The sequence below is a fragment of the Rhizobium sp. 768_B6_N1_8 genome (assembly GCF_051811225.1).
GTDB lineage: Bacteria > Pseudomonadota > Alphaproteobacteria > Rhizobiales > Rhizobiaceae > Rhizobium.
Map to the genome: position 1 here is coordinate 3,852,263 of NZ_JBPWPV010000001.1, position 24,853 is coordinate 3,877,115.

23 protein-coding genes are annotated in these 24,853 nt (G+C 59.8%); 10 read left to right on the forward strand and 13 right to left on the reverse strand.

All coding sequences use genetic code 11. The features are described 5' to 3' along the window. The first annotated feature begins 25 nt into the window (after positions 1 to 25). The 4 genes from AB8B33_RS19730 (at position 26) to trhO (ending at position 2,953) form a co-directional block, all read left to right on the forward strand. On the forward strand, positions 26 to 514 hold the full coding sequence (locus AB8B33_RS19730) for a CYTH domain-containing protein (RefSeq protein ID WP_113321912.1): 489 nt from the start codon (positions 26 to 28) through the stop codon (positions 512 to 514). Then, positions 492 to 1,400, forward strand: coding sequence for a CHAD domain-containing protein (locus tag AB8B33_RS19735; protein ID WP_439016611.1), 909 nt, complete (start codon positions 492 to 494; stop codon positions 1,398 to 1,400). Before AB8B33_RS19730 ends, AB8B33_RS19735 begins: the two co-directional genes overlap by 23 nt. Positions 1,401 to 1,475: 75 nt before the next feature. Further along, a complete protein-coding gene (locus AB8B33_RS19740) occupies positions 1,476 to 1,952 on the forward strand; it encodes a VOC family protein (RefSeq protein WP_439016613.1) in 477 nt (158 codons plus the stop codon). 71 nt (positions 1,953 to 2,023) lie between these two features. Then, complete coding sequence (gene trhO / locus AB8B33_RS19745; protein ID WP_037103410.1) at positions 2,024 to 2,953, forward strand: oxygen-dependent tRNA uridine(34) hydroxylase TrhO; 930 nt, start codon at positions 2,024 to 2,026, stop codon at positions 2,951 to 2,953. A gap of 72 nt (positions 2,954 to 3,025) precedes the next feature. On the opposite strand, the gene AB8B33_RS19750 is transcribed toward trhO, so the two are convergent. Continuing rightward, on the reverse strand, positions 3,026 to 5,230 hold the full coding sequence (locus AB8B33_RS19750; RefSeq protein WP_439016614.1) for an EAL domain-containing protein: 2,205 nt from the start codon (positions 5,228 to 5,230) through the stop codon (positions 3,026 to 3,028). A gap of 181 nt (positions 5,231 to 5,411) precedes the next feature. Between AB8B33_RS19750 and AB8B33_RS19755 the strand changes: the two genes are divergently transcribed. Both AB8B33_RS19755 and AB8B33_RS19760 read left to right on the forward strand, forming a co-directional pair. Continuing rightward, positions 5,412 to 5,882 (forward strand): MarR family winged helix-turn-helix transcriptional regulator, encoded by a 471-nt coding sequence (locus tag AB8B33_RS19755; protein WP_439016615.1) that lies wholly within the window; start codon positions 5,412 to 5,414, stop codon positions 5,880 to 5,882. Beyond that, a complete protein-coding gene (locus tag AB8B33_RS19760; protein WP_439016616.1) occupies positions 5,879 to 6,343 on the forward strand; it encodes a hypothetical protein in 465 nt (154 codons plus the stop codon). Before AB8B33_RS19755 ends, AB8B33_RS19760 begins: the two co-directional genes overlap by 4 nt. 39 nt (positions 6,344 to 6,382) lie before the next feature. On the opposite strand, the gene AB8B33_RS19765 is transcribed toward AB8B33_RS19760, so the two are convergent. Beyond that, on the reverse strand, positions 6,383 to 7,756 hold the full coding sequence (locus AB8B33_RS19765) for a GH1 family beta-glucosidase (protein WP_439016617.1): 1,374 nt from the start codon (positions 7,754 to 7,756) through the stop codon (positions 6,383 to 6,385). A gap of 238 nt (positions 7,757 to 7,994) precedes the next feature. On the opposite strand from AB8B33_RS19765, the gene AB8B33_RS19770 reads away from it, so the two are divergent. Next, the gene (locus tag AB8B33_RS19770; RefSeq protein WP_113321919.1) at positions 7,995 to 8,402 is read left to right on the forward strand and encodes a DoxX family protein; all 408 of its coding nucleotides are present in this window, start codon (positions 7,995 to 7,997) and stop codon (positions 8,400 to 8,402) included. A 79-nt stretch (positions 8,403 to 8,481) separates the two neighbouring features. Here AB8B33_RS19770 and AB8B33_RS19775 read toward each other — a convergent pair whose 3' ends face one another. The 5 genes from AB8B33_RS19775 to AB8B33_RS19795 all read right to left on the reverse strand — a co-directional run bounded on the left by AB8B33_RS19775 (position 8,482) and on the right by AB8B33_RS19795 (position 14,647). Further along, complete coding sequence (locus AB8B33_RS19775; RefSeq protein ID WP_007817496.1) at positions 8,482 to 9,669, reverse strand: Gfo/Idh/MocA family protein; 1,188 nt, start codon at positions 9,667 to 9,669, stop codon at positions 8,482 to 8,484. 27 nt (positions 9,670 to 9,696) lie between these two features. Next, entirely contained in the window at positions 9,697 to 10,752 is a 1,056-nt protein-coding gene (locus AB8B33_RS19780) for a sugar phosphate isomerase/epimerase family protein (protein WP_439016618.1), read from the reverse strand. A gap of 247 nt (positions 10,753 to 10,999) precedes the next feature. Beyond that, on the reverse strand, positions 11,000 to 11,947 hold the full coding sequence (locus tag AB8B33_RS19785) for a substrate-binding domain-containing protein (RefSeq protein ID WP_007817501.1): 948 nt from the start codon (positions 11,945 to 11,947) through the stop codon (positions 11,000 to 11,002). An 85-nt stretch (positions 11,948 to 12,032) separates the two neighbouring features. Continuing rightward, positions 12,033 to 13,037 carry an ABC transporter permease gene (locus tag AB8B33_RS19790; protein ID WP_439016619.1) on the reverse strand — a complete coding sequence of 335 codons (1,005 nt, stop codon included), beginning with the start codon at positions 13,035 to 13,037 and terminating at the stop codon, positions 12,033 to 12,035. A gap of 83 nt (positions 13,038 to 13,120) precedes the next feature. Then, the gene (locus tag AB8B33_RS19795) at positions 13,121 to 14,647 is read right to left on the reverse strand and encodes a sugar ABC transporter ATP-binding protein (RefSeq protein ID WP_439016620.1); all 1,527 of its coding nucleotides are present in this window, start codon (positions 14,645 to 14,647) and stop codon (positions 13,121 to 13,123) included. Positions 14,648 to 14,814: 167 nt separating this feature from the next. On the opposite strand from AB8B33_RS19795, the gene AB8B33_RS19800 reads away from it, so the two are divergent. Together AB8B33_RS19800 and AB8B33_RS19805 are read left to right on the forward strand one after the other, a co-directional pair. Continuing rightward, on the forward strand, positions 14,815 to 15,846 hold the full coding sequence (locus AB8B33_RS19800; protein ID WP_113321922.1) for a LacI family DNA-binding transcriptional regulator: 1,032 nt from the start codon (positions 14,815 to 14,817) through the stop codon (positions 15,844 to 15,846). A gap of 92 nt (positions 15,847 to 15,938) precedes the next feature. Next, entirely contained in the window at positions 15,939 to 16,319 is a 381-nt protein-coding gene (locus AB8B33_RS19805; protein WP_439016621.1) for an ester cyclase, read from the forward strand. 21 nt (positions 16,320 to 16,340) lie between these two features. Here AB8B33_RS19805 and AB8B33_RS19810 read toward each other — a convergent pair whose 3' ends face one another. From AB8B33_RS19810 to AB8B33_RS19835, 6 genes are all read right to left on the reverse strand, one after another. After that, positions 16,341 to 16,961 (reverse strand): class I SAM-dependent methyltransferase, encoded by a 621-nt coding sequence (locus tag AB8B33_RS19810; RefSeq protein ID WP_439016622.1) that lies wholly within the window; start codon positions 16,959 to 16,961, stop codon positions 16,341 to 16,343. A 149-nt stretch (positions 16,962 to 17,110) separates the two neighbouring features. Further along, positions 17,111 to 18,421, reverse strand: coding sequence for a xylose isomerase (gene xylA / locus AB8B33_RS19815; RefSeq protein WP_439016623.1), 1,311 nt, complete (start codon positions 18,419 to 18,421; stop codon positions 17,111 to 17,113). A gap of 35 nt (positions 18,422 to 18,456) precedes the next feature. After that, a complete protein-coding gene (xylB, locus tag AB8B33_RS19820) occupies positions 18,457 to 19,911 on the reverse strand; it encodes a xylulokinase (protein ID WP_439016624.1) in 1,455 nt (484 codons plus the stop codon). Between the two features lie 21 nt (positions 19,912 to 19,932). Continuing rightward, a complete protein-coding gene (locus AB8B33_RS19825) occupies positions 19,933 to 20,958 on the reverse strand; it encodes a LacI family DNA-binding transcriptional regulator (RefSeq protein WP_439016625.1) in 1,026 nt (341 codons plus the stop codon). Between the two features lie 158 nt (positions 20,959 to 21,116). Further along, positions 21,117 to 22,718 (reverse strand): DHA2 family efflux MFS transporter permease subunit, encoded by a 1,602-nt coding sequence (locus tag AB8B33_RS19830; protein WP_113321927.1) that lies wholly within the window; start codon positions 22,716 to 22,718, stop codon positions 21,117 to 21,119. 22 nt (positions 22,719 to 22,740) lie between these two features. Beyond that, positions 22,741 to 23,949, reverse strand: a complete 1,209-nt coding sequence (locus AB8B33_RS19835) for an HlyD family secretion protein (protein ID WP_439016626.1) — start codon at positions 23,947 to 23,949, stop codon at positions 22,741 to 22,743. A gap of 152 nt (positions 23,950 to 24,101) precedes the next feature. Here AB8B33_RS19835 and AB8B33_RS19840 point away from each other — a divergent pair, with 152 nt between their 5' ends. Next, a complete protein-coding gene (locus AB8B33_RS19840; RefSeq protein WP_439016628.1) occupies positions 24,102 to 24,782 on the forward strand; it encodes a TetR/AcrR family transcriptional regulator in 681 nt (226 codons plus the stop codon). Positions 24,783 to 24,853: the final 71 nt, after the last annotated feature.

Consider the following 24,853-nt stretch of genomic DNA (forward strand, 5'->3'; position numbering starts at 1 on the left):
CGATCGTCACAAAAGGTTCATTCGTATGGCGAAAGAGATCGAACGGAAGTTCCTCGTACGCGGCGAAGCATGGCGCTCTGCCGTAGAGTCCAAGTCGGTCCTGAAACAAGGCTATGTCGCCTCGATGGATGATCGCTCTGTGCGGATTCGCATCCTTGATGAGAAGACCGCGCGGCTGACGATGAAAATCGGCCGCGGCACCCTCACCCGCGATGAATTCGAATACGAGATCCCTGTCTCCGACGCCGAGGAATTGTTGGAAAACGCCATCGGTATCGTCATCGAAAAAACGCGTTACCGCGTCCCCTATGAAGGTTTCGTCTGGGAAGTCGATGTCTTTGCCGGCGCCCATCGCGGCCTCGTCATCGCCGAAGTCGAGATGCAGGCCGAAACTGACAATCCTCCCCTGCCCGCCTGGCTCGGCCGCGAGGTCACAGGCGATTTCCGCTATTCCAATCAGGCGCTGGCCACAGAATTTGAGCACGACAGGCATGGGCTATCGCATACGGCCTGAGGCCGACTTTACCGACGAGTTCCGAAGCACCGCTGAGGAGCAGCTGAAGCGTGCCATCACCGTTCTCGACAAGCGGCCGGAAGGCGCCCATGAGGCGATCCACGCCTTCCGCAAGAACATCAAGCGGCTGCGTTCACTTTATCGTCTTGTGTCCCGCGAAGTGCCGGAATTCCAGAAGCGGGAAAATGCCCGGCTGAGAGAAACGGCACGGTCGCTGTCGGCCATCCGCGATGCCGCGGCAATCGTTGGTACCGCCCGCTACCTGCAGGACAATGCTCGCAATCTGGAAGAGGCCGAGGCGCTCGGCCGTATCGTTTCCATTCTGGAAGCCCGGCGCGACTGGATGGCGGAGGCCGAAAGCGGCCTTGAGGAAAGGCTGCATGATGCTGCCGGCAAGTTGCGGGAAGCGATCGCGGCACTCGACGATGTCGCCTTCGACAAGAGCCACCGCAAGAATGCCCGTATGCTGGCAAAAAGCTGGCGCAGGACGGCATCGCGCGCCAGGGAGGCGCTCGATGCCTGCCAAGAGGACACAGCGGCCGGTGATTTCCACGAGCTGCGCAAGCGCTCCTACGATTATCGCCTCTATCACGCGCTTCTGCGCGATCTCTGGCCAAGCGCCATGAAGGCCAAGCGCGACTTCGCCAAGGACCTTGTTGAACGTCTCGGCCATATCAACGATCTCGCCGTGCTTTCAGGCCTCGTGGAGGCAGAACCGCAGCTCTTCACCCGCAACGACGATCTCGCCCATCTGCTGGATGCCATCATCTTCCGCCAACAGGAGGATCGGCGCGAAGCGTTAAGCGACGCCGAAACACTCTATGGCGATGATCCTGACGATGAGGCCCAGCGTCTGGAACTGCTCTGGGTGTCTATCGGCAATTGACGCATTTGATCTGTTGACCTCAACTTTACTTGAGGTCTTAGCCTCGACCCGGTCAATGAACCGATCGAGGAAAATATGTTTGCAGACAATGCCGCGACGCCCCAGATCCAGGGCATCTATGAAACCCATCTCACCGTCGCCGATCTGAAGACCTCCATTCCTTTCTACCGCGATATTCTCGGCTTGGAGCTCGCCGCCGAATTTCCCGAGCGCCGCATTGCCTTCTTCTGGGTGAACGGCAAGAAGAACGCCATGCTCGGCCTTTGGGAAACCGGCACCGGCCCCTTGAAGATGCGCCTGCACATGGCCTTCCGCCTGTCGCGGGAAGAAATGATGCGGGCGCCGGCGCTGCTGATCCACAAGGGCCTGAAGCTGCATGGCTTTCACGGCGAGCCGATCACCGAACCGATCGTCATCGGCTGGGTGCCGGCACTGTCGCTCTATTTCAACGATCCCGACGGACATTCGATCGAATTCCTGAGCGTGCTCGACGAAGAGCCGGATGCTGCGTTTGGCATGCGGTCCTACGCCGAATGGAAGGCGCGCGGATAGGCACAATCCCACAATGCCGTCCTTGCGTAATGTCATTGCGCAGGGACGACATATTCTGTATTTCCACGCGCATGACCGACAATGCGACCCAAACAAGCCCCTTCCTGGTGGCAGCGCTCTATCATTTCGTATCCCTGCCACGCTTCGAGAGCCTGCAGGCGCCTTTGCAGGCGCTCTGCGAGGAGAATGGCGTGAAGGGTACGCTTCTGCTTGCCCATGAAGGCATCAATGGCACGATTGCAGGACCGGATGCCGGCATCCATGCCGTCCTCTCCTTCCTGCGTGCACAGCCGGAATTTGCTGCCCTGGAGCACAAGGAAAGCCGCGCATCCAAAATGCCTTTCCTGCGCATGAAGGCAAAGCTGAAGAAAGAAATTGTCACCATGGGCGTCGAGAATATCGACCCCAACAAGGTGGTTGGGACCTATATCGATCCAAGCAACTGGAATGCCCTGATCTCCGATCCCGATACGATCGTCATCGACACCCGCAACGACTACGAGACGGCAATCGGCACCTTCCGCGGCGCGGTTGACCCCAAGACCAAAACCTTCCGTGAGTTTCCGGATTGGGTGCGCAACAATCCCGGCCTGCACAACAAGCCGAAGATCGCCATGTATTGCACCGGCGGCATCCGCTGCGAGAAGGCGACGGCCTTCATGAAGGAACAGGGCTTCGAAGAGGTTTATCACCTCAAGGGCGGCATCCTGAAATATCTGGAGGAAGTGCCGCAGGAGGAAAGTCTTTGGGACGGGGCATGCTTCGTCTTCGACGAACGCGTTTCAGTGGAGCATGGTCTGAAGGAAGGCGAGCACAAGCTCTGCCACGCCTGCCGCAACCCGATCACGGCAGAAGAGGTTACCTCGCCTTATTACGAGGAAGGCGTTTCCTGCAGCAACTGCTACCATACGCGCAGTGAAGAAGACCGCCTGCGCTATCGTCAGCGCCAGCACCAGATCGCACTCGCCAAGAAGCGCGGCCAGAAGCATATCGGCACGTAGAGCAATTCCAGCAAAACTGCGTAGCGGTTTTGCGTCCGGAATTGCATGAAAACAAAGAGATAGAGCGACGTTTTAGCCTGCGATCCGGCGCAGGACCCGGGCTTCGCGGCGCTCCTGCAACAGGCCATTGATCTGGTCGGCGGGCATGGGCTTGCCGAAGAAATAGCCCTGCAGACTGTCGCAGCCGAAGAGGCGGAGCGCAACCGCCTGCTCTTCGGTCTCGATGCCCTCCGCGGTGACGGGGATATCCAGCGCGCGCGCAAGTGCGACCGTCGCCTGCAGCATTTCCCGCTGCCGGCTGTCGCCGGTAATATCGGTCACGAGCGAGCGGTCGATCTTGATGCGATCGAAGCCGAACTGCCGCAGGTAGCCGATCGAAGAAAAGCCGGAGCCGAAGTCGTCGAGCGCCACCTTGACGCCGAGCGACTTCAGTCGCTCGATCGATTGGCGCGTGCGCTGCGGATTTTGGATCATGTAGCCTTCGGTGATTTCCAGCGTGACGCGGCTCGCCTCGATCTCCGTCTGCTTCAGCACATAGCGAACATAATCGGTGAAGGCCGGATTGCGGAACTGGCCCGGTGAAACGTTGACCGAGATCTTCAGCTCCGGCCACTGCTTTGCCGTTTCGCAGGCCTTGCGCAATACGAAAAGGCCGAGGGATTCGATGAGCCCGCTGGTCTCTGCGATCGGAATGAAAACCTCAGGCGAAACCGGACCGTGGCCCGGCCGGTTCCAGCGCACCAGCGCCTCCACGCCATTCATCTCATGCGTCGCGGCATCGACGAGCGGCTGATAGGCAAGCGTGAGATCGCCGCTTTCGATTGCTATGCGCAGATCGAGCTCCAGCGCGTTGCGCTGCGCGCGATCGGTATCCATGGCCGGATCGTAGAGCGTCATGCGGGCGCGGCCGGCTTCCTTGGCCTTATACATGGCAAGGTCGGCGCGGCGCACCAGTTCCTCCCGGCCGATCGAACCGAGCGACGACATGGCGATGCCGATGCTGGCGCCGACCACGACGATACGCCGGCCGACTTCGAGCGGTTCGGCAAGGAAATCGAGGATCTGCTCCGCAAGCTGCAGCGCGGCCGCATTCTCCGCATCCGAAAGGAAAGCGATCGCGAATTCATCACCGCCGATGCGCGCGAGCACGGCATCCTCAGGGATCAGCACGTCCAGTCCCGCCGCAACAGCGCGGATCAACTGGTCGCCGGTGCCATGACCATAACTGTCGTTGACTTCCTTGAAGCCGTCGAGATCGAGATAGAGCAGCAGGACGTTCCGCTTCGTCTGCCGTGCTTCTGCAACGAAGCTGTCGACGGCAAGCCCCAGGCCATCGCGATTGGAAAGGCCGCTCAGGCGATCACGAAGTGTTTCTTCCCGCGCACTGTTTTCCTCCGCCTTCAGCCGCCGCCCGGCCAGCCAGCCGATGATGAGCAGGACGACGAAGAACAGGCCGACCAGACCAAGCGCCTGGATGACCATGGGCCTTACCTGCGCATAGCCGATATCGCCGGGCGAACGCGACACCCAGACAAGTTTGCCAAGAACCGCTCGAGCAGGATCTGCAATTTCCACCGAATAGGCCGAGGCAAAGTCCGCAGGCACCAGCCGCAATCCATTCAGCACATAAGTGGTGCCGAGAGCAGATATTTTTGCATCATCAAGATGCCGGGCAAAAATCAGATAGCGATGCTGACGGGCAGGCATATCAAGCTCACCTGACTTCTCTCGCACCAGCGCGATACCAACGGCGGCAATGCCTCTTGCGGTCTTGATGAAACCGATAGCTTCCGGCTTCTCGCCGGCATCAGGTGCACGAACCTTGTCCAGAAGCCGCCAAAGCGAGGGGGAGAAGAAATCACTGACCAACATCTGCATTGGCAAACCGTCCTGATAGGACATGACGGTTTTCTTCTGGTCGTCAATGACGATGGCCATATCGAAGAGGGGGCTATTGAGGGACATCTCGCCGTAGTTGCTGATCGTCCACGCCATGCCCTCCGGCTCATAGACATTAGCAGCCGCATCATCCCAGGCGGCATAGTCGTCAAGCGTGGCGGCAAGCTGATCTTCGAAGGTCTTGAGCGCCCCGACGGTCGTTTCACGCGAGCGCTCGTCATCGAGCACATTGGCATTTTCCGAGACGCGCTCCAGCGCTGTCAGAACCATGATGGTGACAACTGCGACAATGACCGCAAAGGAAAAAAGCACGCCAGTAACCGTGGTATGGCGGCCTAAACCCGATCCGCTGCTTTTAGACCTCAAGACTGCCGGCAATTCATACAACTCCCCGTTCGAGAAATCTTCGCAGTCAAGGGTCAAGAAACGCTTAAGATCATGGGAACTATCGAGAATCCGGCTCAGGATTTACCTGAATACCGCATGTTTTCGCAAGTTGACAACTAGTTTCCAATAATGGTAACTAGTTTCCATTATTGGAAACGGAGGATTGCGAATTTTGAAGCGCACGATCGAAGCCGATCTGCTGACGGACATCATGCTGATGGTCTTCCGCATCAACGGACGACTGTTGGATGGCGGCGACCGGCTGGGCGCATCGCTAAACCTCACCAGTGCCCGCTGGCAGGTACTCGGAGCAATTTCGCTGTCCCCAGGTCATATCACGGTGCCGGGAATTGCAGAGATGATGGGCACGACCCGGCAGGGCGCCCAAAAGCAGGTGAACAAGCTCGAGGAAGATGGCTTTATCGAAAAGCGGCCCAACCCGCGCCATCAGCGCTCGCCCTTCTATGTGCTGACACCGCAAGGCACTGAGAGCTATGCGCGGATATCAGCGCTTCATACCGGCTGGGCCAATGCGCTGGCCGGCGGACTAAATGCACCGGAATTGCGGGCGGCGCTCGATCTCCTGAACAGGTTCGACCAACGGCTGGCGCTGGACGCCACGGAAAGCGAGGAGCAGAGATGAAAACGATCGTTCATGCCGGCGCAGGCACTCTTGCCATGGTCCTGATTGCGGGTTTTCTGACCGCAACGCTGATCTCCGAATTTCGTCTGGATACGACTGCTATTCTTACCGTCAAGAAAGCGATCCTTACCGGTCTCTGTCTGCTGATCCCGATGCTGGCAATCACTGGCGGCAGCGGATTTTCGCTGGCCAGAGGTCGTCATTCGCCGGCTATCGAAAGGAAGCGCGGACGCATGAAGATTATCGCCGCAAACGGGCTGCTGATCCTGCTGCCCCTGGCAATCCTGCTTTACCTTCGCGCGGCGGCAGGCCTGTTTGACTGTGTCTTCTACGCCATGCAGACGCTCGAAGTTCTGGCTGGCTCCGTGCAGCTGACGCTACTTGCCCTCAATTTCCGCGACGGGCGGAAAATGACGAGAGGAAAACGTCTCGCCGCGGCGAAGACGTTGAACGCGATCTGAATCGGCAGGGCATTGATGCCCTGCCGAAAATACCTGGCCTCAGACGGCCTTGTGGTTCCCCTTCGGGAATTGGCTGGCAAGTTCCCGATACCACTTGCCGCTCTTCTTGACCGTGCGAACCTGCGTTTTGTAATCGACGTGAACGAGGCCGAAGCGCATGCGATAGCCTTCCGCCCATTCGAAATTGTCCATCAGGCTCCAGGCGAAGTAGCCGCGCATCGGATAACCATCCTTGATGAGGTCGGCGACGACATTGAGATGGTCGCTGACATAGTCGAGGCGCATCACGTCATCCACCGCGCCGTTGACCACGTCGGTATTGTCGCAGGCACCGTTCTCGGTGATGTAGCATTCCGGTAGCTCGTAACGGCGATAGAGGTCTTCGACGAGCAGCTTGAGGCCCGGCGAATAGACCTCCCAGCCGATGTCCGTCTTCACGTCGCTTGCCGGAGGCGCTTCCACCGTCCAGGGGAAATCGCCCTTCCGGCTCGCATCATCCGCAACGCGCTCCGGCTTGTAATAGTTCAGACCCCACCAATCGAGCTTCTGGTTGATAGTCTTGAGATCGCCGTCTTCGATGATGGGCATACGATCGCCGAGCGCTTCGACGAATTCCTTGGGATACTCGCCCTTGAAGACGGGATCGAAGAAAGCGCCGTTATGGAACTGGTGCGCGCGTTCGCCGGCAGCAAGATCAGCCGCGCTATCAGAGCCCGGAATGATCGAGGAGGCATTGAGCACCAGACCAACAGGCACGTTCGGCGCTTCCGAACGGATCGCCTCGACGCCAAGGCCATGCGCCAGGTTCATGTGGTGCATGGCATGAAGCGCGGCCTGCATGTTGCGCTCGCCCGGTGCATGAATGCCATAGAGGTGGCTGAGCCAGACGATGCACCACGGCTCGTTGAAGGTCGCGACGCTGTCGAGGCGATCTCCGAGGCGGTTCATGACCGTCTTGGCGTAGCGCTGATAGGCGTAGGCTGTCGAACGTGCCGTCCAGCCGCCGTCGCCGGCAAGCAGCAGCGGCAGATCCCAGTGATAGAGCGTCGCGAAGGTCTTGATGCCGCGCGCCTTGCAGCCATCGACGAGACGATCGTAGAAATCGAGGCCGGCCTCGTTTACCGGGCCTGTGCCGTCGGGGATGATGCGCGGCCAGGCGATCGAGAAGCGATAGGCCTCGACACCCATGTCCTTGATGAGATCGAGATCCTGTTCCAGCCGGTTGTAGTGGTCGCAGGCAACATCGCCGTTGTCGCGATTATAGACGCGACCGGGCATGTTGCAGAAGGCGTCCCAGATGGACGGCTTGCGGCCATCTGCCTTGCTGGCGCCTTCGATCTGGAAGGCAGCGGTGGCAACACCGAAGGTGAAATCACCGGGGAAGCGGTCTGCAAGCTTTTTCGGATCGATCATCTGTGAATCCCATCTCTCAGTTGTGGACTGACCGTCTGCGCGGGGTTTAGCCAAGCCTGATGGCAAAGTACAGGCCGGCGGAAAGAAAACTGCAACGTTGCAGGAAGAAAAACAAGACAGCTGCAAGCCCGCCAGACGCCCTCTTCCCAATCTCATAACGCCAATGTCAGCAGTCGTGATTTGCTGTTGCGACCGCGATCCTTACACGGAAAGAGCATCACAATACGAAAGGAAACGAATGTTCTCTTCGATCCATTTGCTCCAGCCGCATCTCCTGAGCCTGCTGCGCATCATCTCGTCCCTCGTACTTTTCAGCTACGGAACGCAGAAGATCCTGCTTTTCCCGGCCGCAGCAAGCGTGCCGCCCGTCGGCTCGCTGTCCTGGGTTGCCGGCCTTATCGAACTCACGCTCGGCTTCCTAGTGCTCATCGGTTTCCAGACCCGCATCGCAGCCTTCGTGCTTTCCGGCCTGATGGCCTTTGCCTATTTCATCGGCCACGCATCGAAGAGCTTCTTCCCGGCGCAGAACGGCGGCGTCGCGGCAATCCTGTTCTGCTTCGTTTTCCTTTATCTGGTCGCAGCCGGCGCAGGTCCGCTCAGCGTCGATAACCTGCTAAAGCGCGGCCGCACTGCGATTGCAGCCTGATCATCGCAAAAGGAAAAGCCGGGGCGATATCGAACCGCCCCGGCTTTTTTAATGACATGCGCCTTATCGGCTCAGAAGCTCAGACCTTGACCCACGCGCCATTGCGCTTGGACGACGCCACGCAGGCTTCCACGAAGGCGACACCCTTCACGCCGTCATCGACGGTCGGATAGACCACAGCCTTGTCGACAGCTTTGCCCTTCTTGTGGGCGTTGATGGCGTGCGCAGCTTCCGTATAGATCGTCGCAAAGGCTTCGAGATAACCTTCCGGATGACCGGAGGGAACACGGGAAACGCGGGCGGCGGCAGCGCCGGAACCGGCGCCGTTGCGGGTGATCAGCCGCTTGGATTCGCCGAACGGCGTGTACCAGAGATAGTTCGGATCGGCCTGAACCCATTCGATCCCGCCCTTGGTGCCGTAAACGCGCACCTTGAGGCCGTTCTCATGACCCGGCGCCACCTGGCTGCACCAGAGCATGCCCTTCGCCGGCTTTTCCGAACCCTTGGCCTTGAAGCGCAACATCACATGGGCGTTGTCGTCGAGACGGCGGCCAGGCACGAAGCTGTCGAGATCGGCAGCAAGGCTGTCGAGCTCCAGCCCGGTGATGAACGAAGCGAGGTTGTAGGCATGCGTGCCGATATCACCTGTCGAACCGCCGACGCCTGATTGTGCCGGGTCGGTGCGCCATGCAGCCTGCTTCTGGCCGGACTGCTCGATCGCTTCCGTCAGCCAGTCCTGCGGATATTCGGCCTGGACGATACGGATATCACCAAGCTCGCCATTGGCGACCATTTCGCGCGCCTGACGAACCATCGGATAACCGGTATAATTATGCGTCAGGATGAACAGTGCACCGCTCTCGTCGGCAACCTTCTTCAGCTTCTTGGCATCGGCAAGGTTGGAGGTCAGCGGCTTGTCGCAGATGACATGGATGCCGCGGCGCAAGAATTCCTTCGCCGCATCATAATGCACATGGTTCGGCGTGACGATGGAGACGGCTTCGATGCCGTTCTTCAGCTTCGCTTCGCGGATCGCCATTTCCCGGTAGCTGGAATAGGTGCGCGACGGATCGAGACCGAGATCGCGACCGGACTGGGCAGCCTTTTCCGGCGTCGACGACAGTGCGCCGGCGATCAGGTCATACTGATCGTCGATACGCGCTGCGATACGGTGGACGGCGCCGATGAAGGCCCCTGCCCCGCCGCCGACCATGCCGAGCCGGATGCGCGGCTCGCGGGTCTGTTCGGATGATGCTTCGATTGCCATAATATTCTCCTCGAAATCCCGATCCGCTTACGACAGACCCAGCATGCGCCGGTTGGCCGCCTGATCGGTGCCGCCGGCAGCGAAGTCGTCGAACGCCTTTTCAGTGACGCGGATGATATGTGCCGCAACGAATTCAGCGCCTTCACGCGCACCGTCTTCCGGATGCTTCAGCGCGCATTCCCACTCGACCACGGCCCAGCCATCGAAATTATTGGCGGTCATCTTCGAGAAGACGGCGCCAAAATCGACCTGGCCATCGCCCAGCGAACGGAAGCGGCCGGCACGGCCGACCCAGCCCTGATAGCCGCCGTAGACGCCCTGGCGTCCGGTCGGATTGAACTCGGCATCCTTGACGTGGAACATCTTGATCCGGTCTTTGTAGATGTCGATGTTGTCGAGGTAATCGAGGCACTGCAGAACATAGTGCGACGGGTCGTAGAGCATGTTGGCGCGCGGATGATTGCCGACGCGCTCCAGGAACATCTCGTAGGTGATGCCGTCATGCAGGTCTTCGCCCGGATGGATTTCGTAGCAGACGTCGATGCCGTTTTCGTCTGCATGATCGAGGATTGGCTTCCAGCGACGGGCAAGCTCGTCGAAAGCGGTCTCGACGAGACCGGCGGGGCGCTGCGGCCACGGATAGATGAAGGGCCAGGCAAGCGCGCCGGAGAAGGTCGCATGCGCCTTGAGGCCGAGATTCTTGGAAGCCGTCAGCGCGTACTTGACCTGCTGGACGGCCCATTCCTGACGCGCCTTCGGATTGCCGCGCACTTCCGGCGCCGCAAAGCCGTCGAAGGCTTCGTCATAGGCCGGATGGACGGCAACGAGCTGGCCCTGCAAATGGGTGGAAAGCTCGGTGACTTCGACGCCGTTTTCACGCGCCTTGCCAGCGAATTCATCGCAGTAGTCCTTGGAGGTCGCCGCCTTCTTGAGGTCGATGAGCTGGCTTGCCCAGGTCGGAACCTGCACGCCCTTGTAGCCGATATCGGCCGCCCATTTGGTGATCGCGTCCCAGGAATTGAAAGGAGCGGTATCACCCGCGAACTGTCCGAGGAACAGGCCCGGTCCCTTGATCGTCTTCATGTCAGATTCCTCCCTGAATATCGATCGTAAACGTTTCCGATAAATCTTAGTGCGCCGTTCGACAAAGAAAAGGCGCCTCCCCGCCAGTGCGAAAGATTTAGCGGGTGGGCCAAAATCAACGCGGTCTGGACCTAATCACGCTCACCGCGGATCGGCAAGAGGTACGTGCCGCATTTTGGCTTCAACTTGTCTGAAGGCATGAAAAATGCGCCCATCCTTTCGAATGGGCGCATGCATGAAAGTATTATCAGAACGGAGAATCCGGGAAGTAGAAGTTCTTGGCATTCTCCTTGGTAACGAGCGTTGCGTCGAGGATGTAGTTGCCGTGAACCGGAACCTGATCGTAGAGCGCAGCAGCCGTCAGTTCCATGGCCGTACCGACCATTGCCGGCGGATAGAGAACGTCAACCGGGATCAGCTTGTCGCCGTCCATGACCTTCTTGACCATGTCCTTGGAGCCGGCGCCGGCAACGACATACTGGATGTCGGTGCGCTTGGCCTGCTCGATGGCCTGGAGGACGCCGACTGCCATGTCGTCATCCTGGCACCATACAACATCGATCTTCGGATACTTCGTCAGATAGTCCTGCATGACCTTGAAGGCATCGTCGCGGTTCCAGTTGCCGTACTGGCGGTCGAGAACCTTGACCTTGGAGCCGGCAATACCCTTGTCGAAACCGTCCTGGCGCTGCTGGTCGATCGGGATCGGCAAGCCGCGGATGATGACGACCTCAGCTTCCGGGGTCTTTTCGGCAATATACTTGCCGGCGACTTCGCCGAGTGCCGGATTGTTGCCGGCGACATAGAGGTCACGCACGGAATTGTCGTTATTCGACGGCGCGCGGTCAACGAGCGCGACGAACTTGCCCTTGCCCTTGACTTCCTTGATGGCGTTGACGAGCGGATCCGGATCCGACGGCAGGATAACGAGTGCGTCGATGCCCTGCGTGTCGAGGTCCTGCACGGCGTTTGCCTGCGTTGCGGCATCCGGCGAGGTCTTGACGATGACGTTCAGGCCCGGATGTTCGGCCATCAGCTTCTTGGCAACGCGCTCGGCATGGAACACGACGCCCGACGTCCAGCCATGGTCAGCGGCCGGAATGGACACGCCGATCGTGTAATTCTTGTCCTGGGCGTAGGCTGCGCCGGCAAAAGCCACCCCCGCAACCGCCAGACCCAACATGAGCTTGCGCATGCTATTTCCTCCCAAAAATATCAGGGACTTATTCAATCCGGGCCGGGTGCCCTGGATAGCCCGGCCAATCCGAGAAGCACTTGTCTTACGATTTGCGCACCAGCGACCGCTGCACCAGCATCGCGATGATGATGATCGCACCCTGGATTGCGCCGATCAGGTATTCGCTGATGAAATTCGAAAGCAGCATGATGTTTCCAACGAGCTCGAGAATGAAGGCGCCGCAGATCGTGCCCCATACCCGGCCGGCACCACCCTTCAGCGCTGTACCACCCACGACGACAGCCGTGATGGCCTGCAGCTCCCATAGGATGCCGGTCGTTGCCGAGGTCGAGCCGAGGCGCGGCACATAGAGCAGCACGGCGATCGCCACGCAGAAGCCCTGGATGACGAAGGCAATTGTGCGCACGCGGTTGACCGCAATGCCGGAATAACGCGCGACATCGCTGTTCGAACCGACAGCCACGACATGCCGGCCGTAACGCGTACGATAGAGGATGAAGGCCGCGACGGCGGTGACCGCCAGGATGACGACGATCGGCACCGGCATGCCGAGAATGCTACCGAAATAAGCCGGACGATAGAGAGACTGGATGTCCGCCGAGCGCAGCGTGATCGCGCCACCCTGCGAGAGCCATGTCGTCAGGCCGCGATAAATGCCCATCGTACCGAGCGTCGCGATAAAGGGTTCGATCTTGCCGACTGTCGTGATGAGGCCGTTTGCGAGACCGCAAAGCGCACCGGCGACCACGGCGAAGACGACGGCAGCGGTCAGCATCAGCACCGGATCGGCAATGACGCCGGAATTGATAAGCAGGATCATCAGGCTGGCGACGAAGGCCACCATCGAGCCGACGGAAAGGTCGAGGTCGCCGGCCGAGATCACGAAGGTTGCACCGACAGCGATGATGGCAATGAAGGCGCAGCGCGTTGCGACATTCGTAAGGTTGGTGATGCCGATGAAATTCGGGTTGACCAGTGCGCCCACGATGAGGAGCAGGGCCAGTGCGGCAAAGGGCGCAACCGCGCGCAGATCGACATCACGCCAGGATCTGCGCCGGATTTCCCTGGTCTCCTCGTTAACACTCATGTCCAAAACCAACCTCCCGTCCCATGACTGCTGGGCACCTTGTTTGTCCCGCGCGCAGCACGCTCGTGCCGCGCCATGCCGGCTCAGGCAGCCGCCTGACGCTTCAGCCCCGCGGCGTAACGCATGATTTCCTGTTCGGAAATTTCATCCCCCTCGAGCATGCCAACGATCCGGCCTTCACGCATGACAGCCACGCGTGTGCAGAGACCGATGATCTCGGGCATTTCCGAGGACACGACGATGATCGACCGCCCGTCGCGAGCAAGCGCCGAGATGAAATGGTAGATCTGCTGCTTGGTACCGACATCGATGCCACGCGTCGGCTCGTCGATGATGATGATCTGCGGCTCTGTTTCCATGACCTTGGCGAGCAGCAGCTTCTGCTGGTTACCACCAGACATGCGACCGGCAACGATATTGCCGTCGCGTACGCGGATGTCGAAGCGCCGCTTGGCCTTTGCAAGCGCTGCCGCTTCGCTGTTCGGGCTCAGATAACCATGGCTGACATGGCGTTCGAGCGATTGCAGTGTCAGGTTGGCGATCATGCCCGAACCGAGCAGCAGCCCCTTCGACTTGCGGTCCTTGGTCATATAGGCAAGGCCGGCGCGATTGGCGGCGCGCGCATCACCCGAAGACGCGCTTTCGCCGTGGATGACGACCTCGCCCGACAGGCGCGAGCGCAGGCCGGCAATCGCTTCCATCAGCTCGGTACGACCCGAACCGATAAGTCCGGAAAACCCGATCACCTCGCCCTTGCGCACTTCGAAGCTCGCATCCTGCACGTAGCCGGTCGAAACCGAACTGACGCGAAGCACAACTTCCTCGTCGACATTGGGCTCGACTTTGGCGGGATAGAGGCTGGAAAGCTCGCGGCCGACCATGAGCTGCGCGATGGATTCGCCATCCAGCATGGAGGTCGGCGCCGTCTTCACCCATTGGCCGTCCCGCAGGACCGTGACCCTGTCGGTCAGTTCCATGACTTCGTCGAGCTTGTGGGAAACGAAGACGAAACTGGTGCCCTTATCGCGAAGCTTGCGCACCTGCTTGAAGAGCATATTGATCTCCTCGCGCGACAGAACCGCCGTCGGCTCGTCCATGAAGACCACGCGCGCATCGCGGCTGATCGCCTTGGCAATCTCGACCATCTGCTTGTCGGCGATGGAAAGCGAGCTGATCATCGCATTCTCGTCGACATGCGAACCGAGCATGTCGAGCACCCGGCGCGTCTCACCGCGCATGTACTTGCGATCGAGCACGCCGAAATGCGTGACCTCGCGGCCGAGAAACAGGCTCTCCGTCACGGTCAAATGTTCAGCGAGATTGAATTCCTGATGGATGATGACGATGCCCAGCGCCTCGGCAGCACCATTCGGCGGCAGCACTATGGGTTTGCCATCGAGCAGGATCTCACCCGATGTTGGCTGCTCGAAGCCGGAGAGAATCTTGACAAGGGTGGATTTTCCGGCGCCGTTTTCACCCATCAGCGCATGGATTTCACCGGCGCGAAGATCGAAGTTGACGCTGAAAAGAACCTGCACGCCGCTGAAAGACTTGCAAATGCGCCTGGCGGACAACACCACCGGTGCAGCCTCTGCGGTATCCACGGTCATGATTTCCTCCTGCGGCTCCCATCCGCTTATGTTGGGCATATGTAAACCTTTACATCAGGCATGTAAAGGTTTACATCGTGGATTTACACAGACTTGTTGGCAGTCACCTTTGACCTCCCGACAAGTCTGTGTAGTGTGCGGCGAAGACAGCCCAAGGCAGAGCCCCCGTGTCGAATTCCACGCCCGCAACAATCGAAGACGTCGCCCGGATCGCCGAGGTTTCCATCGCGACGGTTTCGCGGGCAATTCACATGCCCGAAAAGGTGGCCAATTCCACGCGCCTGAAGGTCAACCAGGCGATCGCCATCACCGGCTATACGACCAATGCCATGGCGCGCAGCCTGAGGCTTGGACGCTCCAACATGATCCTGGTCGTGGCGCCCGATATCGGCGACCCCAACTTTTCCAATATCTTGATCGGCCTGGAAAACGAGGCACGGGCCCATGGCTACGGCGTGCTGATCGGCCACACGCAGAATGATGCGCAGCGCGGCCTGGAATATCTGAAATTCTTCAATTCCAACCAGGCGGCCGGCTTGATCCTTTTTACCGGCATCCTGCCCTTCGGCCATCAGATGGTGACGGCGCAGCTGCCGCCGAGCGTCGGCGTCTTTGAACCCGTCTTCAATGGCGGCATTCCCTATGTTGGCGTCGACGATATGGAAGGCGCGAGGAAGGCTGTCGACCTGCTTCTGGCCGAGGGACACCGCAAGATCGCCTTTATCGGCGATTCCCGCACCCGCCTCGCCTACAGCCGCCGCCGGCAGGGTTATGACGCCGGCCTCGACGCAGCCGGTGTCCCCAAGGACATGCGTATCGTGCTGGAGGGCGACGGCACAATCGAGAGCGGCCGCCATGCTGTGGAGCAGCTCTTCATGCGCGACACGCTGCCCACCGCCTTCATGTGCGTCAACGACCAGACTGCAATCGGCGTCATGATCGGCCTCAACGCCCGCGGCTACAACATCCCGCAGGATTTCTCCGTCACCGGCTTCGATGACGTGCCGCAAGCCGTCTTCATGAGCCCGTCGCTGACGACCATTCGCCAGCCGCGCACGGCAATCGGCAAGCAGGCCATGGCGCTGCTTCTGGAGCTCCTCTCCGATGGCCGTCCTGCCGAGACGGAAATCCTGCTGCGGCCGGACCTTGTGGTGCGCAATTCGGTCTCCGCACCGCCGCGTAACTGGCAGAAGCGGTAGCCTCGAAACCTCGACCAACCATCTGCCATTGCCTGATCTCCGCCCCGTTCTAGTTTGCCGACAGACTCCTTTGCGAAGACGAGGCAACCGAAATGACACTGCTGGCCGATAGATACCGAGGCTACATCGCTTGCTTGAACGAACAGGACTGGGCAAACCTGGGAAATTTCGTCCACGAAGAGGTTCGCTACAATGGCAAGCACATCGGCCTGTCCGGCTATCGGGAAATGCTGGAAGGTGATTTTCGCGCCATCCCCGATCTCTTCTTCGACATCCAGCTCCTGATCTGCGAGCCGCCACGTGTAGCGAGCCGTTTGCAGTTCGACTGCATACCGAAGGGCGAACTTTTCGGTCTTCCCGTCAACGGCAGGAGAGTGCAGTTCGCCGAAAACGTCTTCTACGAGTTTCTGGATGGAAAGATCGAGAGCGTCTGGTCGGTCATAGACAGGGCAGCCATCGAAGCCCAGCTTTGAAACGCGGAGCTTCCCCTCCGATTACGCGATCCGCTTGAACGTACTGAACTGAAACCTCTGCACGCTGCCCCAGGGTGTCGAATGATCGTGGCGGCGGCTGTCGATCAGCTCGAAACCTGGTCCGATTAGCTCTCTCAGACTGTCGGAACTATGACGCGCCACAGGCAGGCCGCTGCACTTTTCCGGCCCATCGAGGGCAAAAGTCCCCATGACTAGATGTCCGCCCATTTTCAACGCGCGTTTCAGCCGCTCGATATAGGCTGCTTGCTGGGCCGCATCGGTCAAGAAATGAAAGGCTGCTCGGTCGTGCCAGATATCATAGGTCCGCGGCGGCTCCCAAAGGGTCGCGTCAGCGGCAATCCACATCACCTCGTTGCCTTTGGCACCAAGGCGCTTTCGCACCGTATCGAGGGCTGCCGCCGAAAGATCGAGCACCGTCACATCGCCGAACCCGTCGGCAAGAAGGCTGTCGACCAGCCTTGAAGCTCCGCCGCCCACATCGACGATGGCGTCCGATTGTTTTGCCTGCACCAGATGGATCAGCTCGAGGGAGGGTGCTGGATTTTCCTGAAACCAGCTGACATCATTCTCGCCCTTGGTCGAATAGACATTTTCCCAGTGCAGCTTGCGATCGTCAGTCATGAAACGCTCCAAACGTTTTCTCCACCGCCACTGATGGCATGCCAGATTTCCGTCTGCCCGACCAGCACAACTGGCCATCTCCCGTCTCCGTAAACGAAAAAGCCGGGAAGCTTCGCTCCCCGGCTCTTCCAGTAAAATCAAACCGGCAATCAAACGTAGCGGTTGACGATGTTTTCGAGCAGTTCCTGCTTACCGGATTTCGGCTGCGGGTTGACGTCCTTGCTCTCGACCCAATGGGTGATCTCTTCCAGCGAATATTCGCCGCGGAAGAGCTTCTGTCCCTCAGCCGAATTCCAGCCGGCATAGCGGTCTGCGAGCGGCTGGGAGAGCGCCTTGTCCTCGATCATCTTGGCAGCGGCCTTCAGGCCGCGGGCGCAGCAATCCATGCCGCCGATATGGCCGATCAGCAGGTCTGCCGGGTCGAGCGACTGACGGCGCAGCTTCGAATCGAAGTTGGTGCCGCCGGTCTTGAAGCCGCCGCCTGCCAGAACGTGGTAATAGGCAAGCGCCATTTCCGGAACATTGTTCGGGAACTGGTCGGTATCCCAGCCGGACTGGTAGTCGTTGCGGTTCATGTCGATCGAGCCGAAGATGCCGAGAGCGTTGGCGAGTGCCAGCTCATGCTCGAAGGAGTGGCCGGCGAGAATCGCGTGGCCCTGCTCGATGTTGAGCTTCACTTCGTTTTCGAGGCCATGCTTCTTCAGGAAGCCATAGACGGTCGCAACGTCGTAGTCGTACTGGTGCTTGGTCGGCTCCTGCGGCTTCGGCTCGATGAGGATCGTGCCCTTGAAGCCGATCTTGTGCTTGTACTCGACAACAAGGTTGAGGAAGCGGCCGAGCTGGTCGAGCTCGCGGCCGATATCGGTGTTGAGCAGGGTTTCATAGCCTTCGCGGCCACCCCACAGAACATAGTTTTCTCCGCCGAGCTTCTGCGTGGCGTCTATGCAGGTCTTGACCGTCGCAGCGGCGAAAGCGAAGACATCCGGATCCGGGTTGGTCGCAGCACCCGACATGTAGCGGCGGTTCGAGAAAAGGTTCGCCGTGCCCCAGAGCAGTTTCGTGCCGGAGGCAGCCTGCTTTTCGGCGAAGTAGTCGACGATCTCGTTCAGGTTTTTGGTGTTTTCGACAAAGTTCTTGCCTTCCGGGCGCACGTCGGCGTCGTGGAAGCAGTAATAGGGCGCGCCGAGCAGCGAGAAGAATTCGAAGGCTACGTCAGCCTTGAGCTTGGCAGCCTTCATCGTGTCTTCAAACCACGGACGCAGGAAGGTCTGACCGCCGAAGGGGTCGCCGCCAGGCCAGGTAAACGTGTGCCAGTAGGCGACTGCGAAGCGCAGATGATCTTCCATCCGCTTGCCGAGAACGATTTCGTCCGGCTGGTAGTAACGGAAGGCCAGCGGGTTGGTGCTGTCAGGGCCTTCGTACTTCACTTTCTGGATGTCGCCGAAAAATCCGGTGCTCATTTGGGTTCTCCTTGGGTTCAGTTCGTATGGATGGATCAATGGGCCAGCGACTTAATCGCCGGGTAGACGGAGCGGTAGCGCTTGTAGGCATCTTCATAGGCGCCGCTGAGCGCGGCGACCGGCTCGATCGTGCCGGCCGTGACCGGCGGTGTGCAGACGGCAACCGGATCGGCGCCCGTTGCCGCAATCAGGCCGAGGCGGGCAGCACCGAAGGCAGCACCGAAATCGCCGTCCGCAGGCAAGTCGACGGGAACGCCGAGCGCGGTGGCGATAGAGGCCAGCCAGTAGCGTGAACGCGAGCCACCGCCGATCGCCGTGACACGGGAAATATCCGTGCCGGCAGAACGCAACGCTTCCAGATTGTCTCGGATCGCGAAGGAGACGCCTTCGAGCACTGCCTGCGTCAGCACGACACGGCTGCTTTCATGCTCGAGGCCGATGAAGGCGCCGCGGATGACCGCATCATTATGCGGCGTGCGCTCGCCCGAGAGATAAGGAAGGAAGGTGACGCCGGTCGGCGCCTTCAGGCTTTCGCCGAGTTCGCCGGTGAGATCAGCGGCCGACTTGCCGGTAACCGACGAATGCCAGTTCAGGGCATCGGTCGCCGAGAGGATGACGCCCATCTGGTGCCAGGTATTCGGCAGCGCATGGCAGAAGGCATGAACAGCACTTTCGGGCTTCGGCAGATAGGCAGCGTTGGCGGCAAAGAGAACGCCCGACGTGCCGAGCGAAACGAAAGCAGCCCCATCGCTGACCGTACCCATGCCGCAGGCCGAAGCCGCATTGTCCCCTGCTCCGCCGGCAACGACGACGTCGCCGGAAATGCCCCAGGCCGAAGCGAGCTCGGCGCGCAGCTTGCCGCCTTGCTCGGTGCCTTCGACAAGCGTCGGCATCTGCTTCTCGTCGAGATTGGTCGCAGCCAGCAGTTCGGGCGACCAGGCGCGCTTGCCGGTATCGAGCCAGGACGTACCGGCCGAGTCGGACATCTCAGAGATATGTTCACCCGTCAACCAGAGGCGCAGATAGTCCTTCGGCAACAGAACCTTAGCGACCTTGGCGAAGATCTCAGGCTCGTTCTTGGCGACCCAGGCAAGCTTCGGTGCGGTGAAGCCCGGAAAAACGATATTGCCGGTCAGCTTGCGGAAGCGCGGATCGGCGTCGAGGGCCGCAGCCTCAATATAGGAACGCGTATCGTTCCAGAGGATGCAGGGACGCAGGACCTTATCGGAGGCGTCGAGCAGAGTGGCGCCGTGCATCTGACCGGAGAGGCCGATACCCTTGACGGCTGCAAGCTCCTTCAAATGTTTGGCCTTGAGGCCGGCAACAGCCTCTTCCGTGGCGCGTACCCAATGGGCCGGCTCCTGTTCGGACCAGCCGGAATGCGGACGCGAGACGTCGAGCGAACCATTGGCGGAGCCGATGATCTTCTGATCGCCGTCGATCAGCATCGCCTTGACGCCCGAAGTTCCGAGATCGAGACCCAGATACATGTGGTATTTCTCCCTTTGCCGTTACGGCAGATTGTCTTTCAGGAATATGTCGAGGCGAATGCGCTCCTGCGCGTCGATGACCGAAAGCCCGTCCGCCTTTGCCTTGAGAACACGGATCGCGCTGCGCACCTCATGGCCGGCATCCTGATTGAGGATTGCGTCGATAGTGCCGTCGAGAAGGGCAGCGCGCGTATGTGCCGTCAATTCATGCGCAATCACCGTCAGCGACCTGTCTGCTGCCTTTTCCTTGAGCGCTCGGATCAGACCGCGATTACCGGCACCGAGACTGTAAATGCCGATGATGCCGTCGTTCTTCCCAAGCGCATCGGCAATCAGCATGTGGGCAACTTCAGGGTCGTCCCGGCCTTCGAGAACCGATAATAGATGCAGCGCCGGAAACTCCTGAGCCATGACGGCGGCGAAACCCTCCAGGCGTTCGCGATGGTCGCGTACCAGCATGGAGCCGGCCAGAATGGCAATCTCGCCCTTGGCGCCGCCAAGGAAGCGCCCGAGCAGGCGCGCAGCGGTACGCCCTGCCGCAATATTGTCGACGCCGGCATAGTGGTGGCGCAGCGAACCCGTCAGATCGGAAACGAGCGTGACGACCGGAATGCCATCTTTCACCAACCGGTCGACGGCGGAGCGCACATCGGGCGCATCGGTCGCGACAAGTGCGACACCGGAGGGCTTTTCGGCCGCGAGCGTTTCCAGCTCACGCACCAGCGCCTGCGGATCGAAGGCGGGCACCTCGACGATGCGGATATCCGTACGCTCGGCGACCGAACGCGCGATCGCTGTGCGGATTTCGGCATTCAGGCCATGCATGAATGAGTTGTCGCTGGCGGGCAGGATGAAGGTCAGCGGATAGACGCGACCTTTGGCAAGGTTTGCAGCGGCCACGTCGCGCACATAGCCGAGATCGCGGATCGCGGTTTCGACTTTCTCCCGCGTCACATGACGTACGCCCGGCCGCTGGTTCAGAACCCGATCCACGGTCGCAAGACTGACGCCCGCCGCAGCGGCGATATCATGAACGGTTGGCCTCATCACTCCTCCTGGACGAGACCATTAGCGCCAAATTTGATGTACGTAAATCAAAAAATGCGCGACCCAGAAAACACCCTGTTCAACGGAACTGAAACCACCTGTGCAGAAAAACAAAAAGGCCCTCCGAAGAGGGCCTTTCTCGCAATGACGGCCGGAGGTCAGTGGCCGCCACCGCCTCCCCCGCCGCCTTGCGGCGCGGGTTTCTTGATCATGAAGACGCCAAGGACCATCGCCAGGAAAAGCACAGTCAGCATCAGGAAAATGTCGCCGAACGAAAGGATCATCGCCTGTTTGGTGGCCAAGCCGACCATCTGCTTGACTGCAACATTCGCACCATCCAGACCCCAATTATTGAAGTTGTTGGTCATGTTGTTCATCTGGTCGATCGCAGCCGTGTTGCCCCAGTGCACGTTTTCACGCAGGCGTTCGTAGTGCACGTCCTGTCGGGTGGTCAGCACCGTGTTGATAACAGCAAGGCCAACGGCGCCGCCGAGGTTACGCGTCAGGTTGAAGAGGCCGGATGCGCCACGGATACGCTGCGGCGGCAGGGTGCCGAGCGCAATGTTGTTGATCGGCACCATGCACATCATCAGGCCGAAACCGCGCAGGATCTGCGGGATGAAGAGCTCGTAGAAGTCCCAGTCCTGCGTCAAATGCGTCATGATATACGTGCCGGCCGCAAAGCTCACGAAACCGATCGCCATCATGAAACGCAGGTCGAGTTTCGTCGACAGCCGGCCAGCAATCGGCGCGGTGAAGAACATCGCAAGGCCCGACACGAACATCGTCTCGCCGATCATCTGCGAATCGTAACCGCGGATGCGGCCGAGATAGACCGGATAGATATAAGTGAGCCCGTAAAGGCCGATGCCCATGACGAAGGAGAACACCGAACCAAAGGAGAAATTGCGGTTGGCAAAAGCCGTGAGATCGACGACCGGAAATTCCACCGTGAAGGCCCGGTAGAAAAAGACGACACAGGCGACGGCGGAGGCAACGGCGCCGATGACGATGTAGCTGTCGTTGAACCAGTCGTTCGAATTGCCTTCTTCCAGCACATATTCCAGTGCGCCAAGGAAAACACCCATAGACAGCAGGCCGTACCAGTCGAACTTCTTGAAGAGCGACAGTTCCGGCTTGTCGAAATCGATGAAATTCCAGGTGACGATCGTGACGATGATACCGGGCACGATATTGACCAGGAACAGCCAGTGCCAGGAGAAGGCATGGCTCAGGTAACCGCCGACCGTCGGGCCTATGGTCGGCGCCAGCGTCGCGATGAGGCCAATGATCGGCGAGACGATCGCACGCTTCGACGGCGGGAAGATCGTGAAGGCGGCCGCGAAGACCGAGGGGATCATGCCGCCGCCGATGAAGCCCTGAATGACACGGTAGACGATCATCTGGTCGATATTCGTCGCGGTTGCGGCGAGCGCGCTCGCCATGGTGAAACCGGCAGCCGAGATTGCGAAGAGATACCGTGTCGAGATGATACGAGCCAGCGTGCCCGACAGCGGGATCATGATGACTTCGGCGATCAGATAGGCAGTTTGCACCCAGCCGATCTCGTCCGTGCCGGCAGATAGGCCTGCCTGGATTTCGGCGAGCGAAGCGGAGACGATCTGAATGTCGAGGATCGACATGAACATGCCAAGCACCATCGCGAAGAAAGCGATGAGCCTTTTGGGATCCATGCGATCGGCGGCATGCGCAGGCGCTGCCGGGATCGAACCTGCCGTTGCTGTCGCGCTCCCGGCCATGGGATTACCTCCGCCCTGGCGCTTACTTCACCGGCGCCGTGCGGGTATCGACGTCGACGACGACGCTGAGACCGGCGCGCAGGCGGCCGCTATCAAGCGCATCCTGCGGCAAGGCGATGCGAACCGGCACGCGCTGGATGATCTTGGTGAAATTACCAGTCGCATTTTCCGGCGGTAGCATCGAGAAGACCGAGCCGGAGGCCGGCGCGATCGATTCAACGGTGCCGACAACAGGATAATCGCTATAGGCATCGACATGCACGTTCACCTTCGAGCCGGCAACGAGATGTTGGATCTGCGTTTCCTTGAAGTTGGCGTCGATATAGAGCTGGCGGGTCGGCACGAGCGCCATCAGCCGCTGGCCGGGCGAGACGAGATCGCCTTCCTGAACCGCACGATTGCCGACGACGCCATCATAGGGTGCCTTCAGCACCGTGAAGGAAAGGTCGCGGGCGGCTTTGTCGCGCTGGATTTCCAGCGTACGGACGGAACCCTCAGCTTCCTTGCGCTGGGCTTCGAGGATGGCAATGTTGGCCTGGGCAGCAACGATATTGGCATCGCCGCCGGCAAGATTTGCCTTCGCCTGATCGAGAGTCGTATTGGCGTCGTCGAGATCTGCGGTGGTGCCGACCGACTTCGCCTGCAGGTCGCTCTGACGCTTCTGCTTGATCTCAGCGCCGCGCACGGTGGCTTCGAGGGCAGTCTTCTGGGCCTGGGCCTGCACGAGGCTCGCCTTGGCGCCTTCGATCTGCGCATCGATGCGGCTGAGCGACAGCTGCTCGGTTTCGATCTGAGCGTTAGCCTGGTCGAGGGCGTTCTGGTAGTCGCCATTATCAAGGGTAGCGAGAACGTCGCCTGCCTTGACTTCCTGGTTGGCGACAACATTCACCTTCGCGACATAGCCGGTGACCTTCGGCGAGATCGTCGCGATATCGCCCTCGATATAGGCGTCGTCGGTCGACACCATGAAGCGGCCATTGGTCCACCAGTCGTAGCCATACCAGCCGGCGCCGGCGAGAAAAGCGAGCACGATGACGGGCAGCATGAAGCTGCGGCGCTTCTTCGGGGCAGACGAAGCCGGTGCGACAGCAGGCGCGGACTGCGCGGGAGCCGTCTGCGGTGCCTCGGCCTTCGGGGCTTCAACGGGAACTGCGGTTTCCGCTTTTGCCTCTTCGGCGTCGGCATTTTCGCTGACGATGCGCGCGACGTTGCTTTTCTGGTTTGTCGACATGGACAGGCTACCGATCTGGAGTAAAATAATCGAACTGAACGGTTCGGTTCAGTTGACATAAATGGTTTTTGACTTCATATCAAGATGCATAGAACCAATCGGTTCGATTTCTTTAAAAGAAACCACGAATTCGCCAAGACGGTTAAGGAGACATGACACTGAAGCCCGAGGATACCGCCCTATTCAGCCCACCCGTTCCGGGAGGCCGCTTTGCTGCGGGTGAGGATCCTGCCAAGCGCCAGCAGATCCTTGATGGTGCCAGGCGCGTGTTCCTGAAGATGGGCTTCGACGCGGCCAGCATGAATGATGTGACCCGCGAGGCCGGTGTTTCCAAGGGAACGCTCTATGTCTACTTCGCCAACAAGGAAGAGCTCTTCCACGCCATGGTCGAGACCGAGCGCGCCGCCTTCGTCGCAGCCGTGCGCATGGTCCTTGCGGAGCACGACGATGTCGAGGCCGGCCTGTACGAATTCGGGATAACCTTCGTCACCCATATGACCGAAGACAAGGTCATCGACGCCATGCGCACCGTGCTCGGCGTGCGTGAACGCATGCCCCTTCTCTGTCAGCGCTTCTTCAAGGGGCCGCAGAACCTGCGCACCATCATGCACGACTTCCTGGAGCGGCATGTGCAAGCCGGCACCCTGAAGATCGACGATATCGATCTCGCCGCCGGCCAATTCCTCGACCTTGCAAGCGGCAGCTTCTTCAAGCTGCGCCTCTTCGGTAACATGGAAGGCCCGCCGCCGCGCAACGAGATTGAGCGCGTCATCCGCGGCGCGATCTATGTCTTCATGGCCGCCTACGGCGTGCGCAAACACGGGCCCGCCTGATCCCATCTTGACCCCGGTTGGTTTTCTGCCGGATTTGCGCAATAGCGATCAAATCCGGCCGCCGCATTTCC

Excerpts from the sequence above, each read along its gene's own strand:
- AB8B33_RS19730 (WP_113321912.1), top strand. The coding sequence starts at position 26 with ATGGCGAAAGAGATCGAACGGAAGTTCCTCGTACGCGGCGAAGCATGG.
- AB8B33_RS19735 (WP_439016611.1), top strand. The coding sequence starts at position 492 with ATGGGCTATCGCATACGGCCTGAGGCCGACTTTACCGACGAGTTCCGA.
- AB8B33_RS19740 (WP_439016613.1), top strand. The coding sequence starts at position 1,476 with ATGTTTGCAGACAATGCCGCGACGCCCCAGATCCAGGGCATCTATGAA.
- trhO (WP_037103410.1), top strand. The coding sequence starts at position 2,024 with ATGACCGACAATGCGACCCAAACAAGCCCCTTCCTGGTGGCAGCGCTC.
- AB8B33_RS19760 (WP_439016616.1), top strand. The coding sequence starts at position 5,879 with ATGAAAACGATCGTTCATGCCGGCGCAGGCACTCTTGCCATGGTCCTG.
- AB8B33_RS19765 (WP_439016617.1), bottom strand. The coding sequence starts at position 7,756 with ATGATCGATCCGAAAAAGCTTGCAGACCGCTTCCCCGGTGATTTCACC.
- AB8B33_RS19770 (WP_113321919.1), top strand. The coding sequence starts at position 7,995 with ATGTTCTCTTCGATCCATTTGCTCCAGCCGCATCTCCTGAGCCTGCTG.
- AB8B33_RS19775 (WP_007817496.1), bottom strand. The coding sequence starts at position 9,669 with ATGGCAATCGAAGCATCATCCGAACAGACCCGCGAGCCGCGCATCCGG.
- AB8B33_RS19780 (WP_439016618.1), bottom strand. The coding sequence starts at position 10,752 with ATGAAGACGATCAAGGGACCGGGCCTGTTCCTCGGACAGTTCGCGGGT.
- AB8B33_RS19785 (WP_007817501.1), bottom strand. The coding sequence starts at position 11,947 with ATGCGCAAGCTCATGTTGGGTCTGGCGGTTGCGGGGGTGGCTTTTGCC.
- AB8B33_RS19790 (WP_439016619.1), bottom strand. The coding sequence starts at position 13,037 with ATGAGTGTTAACGAGGAGACCAGGGAAATCCGGCGCAGATCCTGGCGT.
- AB8B33_RS19795 (WP_439016620.1), bottom strand. The coding sequence starts at position 14,647 with ATGACCGTGGATACCGCAGAGGCTGCACCGGTGGTGTTGTCCGCCAGG.
- AB8B33_RS19805 (WP_439016621.1), top strand. The coding sequence starts at position 15,939 with ATGACACTGCTGGCCGATAGATACCGAGGCTACATCGCTTGCTTGAAC.
- AB8B33_RS19810 (WP_439016622.1), bottom strand. The coding sequence starts at position 16,961 with ATGACTGACGATCGCAAGCTGCACTGGGAAAATGTCTATTCGACCAAG.
- xylA (WP_439016623.1), bottom strand. The coding sequence starts at position 18,421 with ATGAGCACCGGATTTTTCGGCGACATCCAGAAAGTGAAGTACGAAGGC.
- xylB (WP_439016624.1), bottom strand. The coding sequence starts at position 19,911 with ATGTATCTGGGTCTCGATCTCGGAACTTCGGGCGTCAAGGCGATGCTG.
- AB8B33_RS19825 (WP_439016625.1), bottom strand. The coding sequence starts at position 20,958 with ATGAGGCCAACCGTTCATGATATCGCCGCTGCGGCGGGCGTCAGTCTT.
- AB8B33_RS19830 (WP_113321927.1), bottom strand. The coding sequence starts at position 22,718 with ATGGCCGGGAGCGCGACAGCAACGGCAGGTTCGATCCCGGCAGCGCCT.
- AB8B33_RS19835 (WP_439016626.1), bottom strand. The coding sequence starts at position 23,949 with ATGTCGACAAACCAGAAAAGCAACGTCGCGCGCATCGTCAGCGAAAAT.
- AB8B33_RS19840 (WP_439016628.1), top strand. The coding sequence starts at position 24,102 with ATGACACTGAAGCCCGAGGATACCGCCCTATTCAGCCCACCCGTTCCG.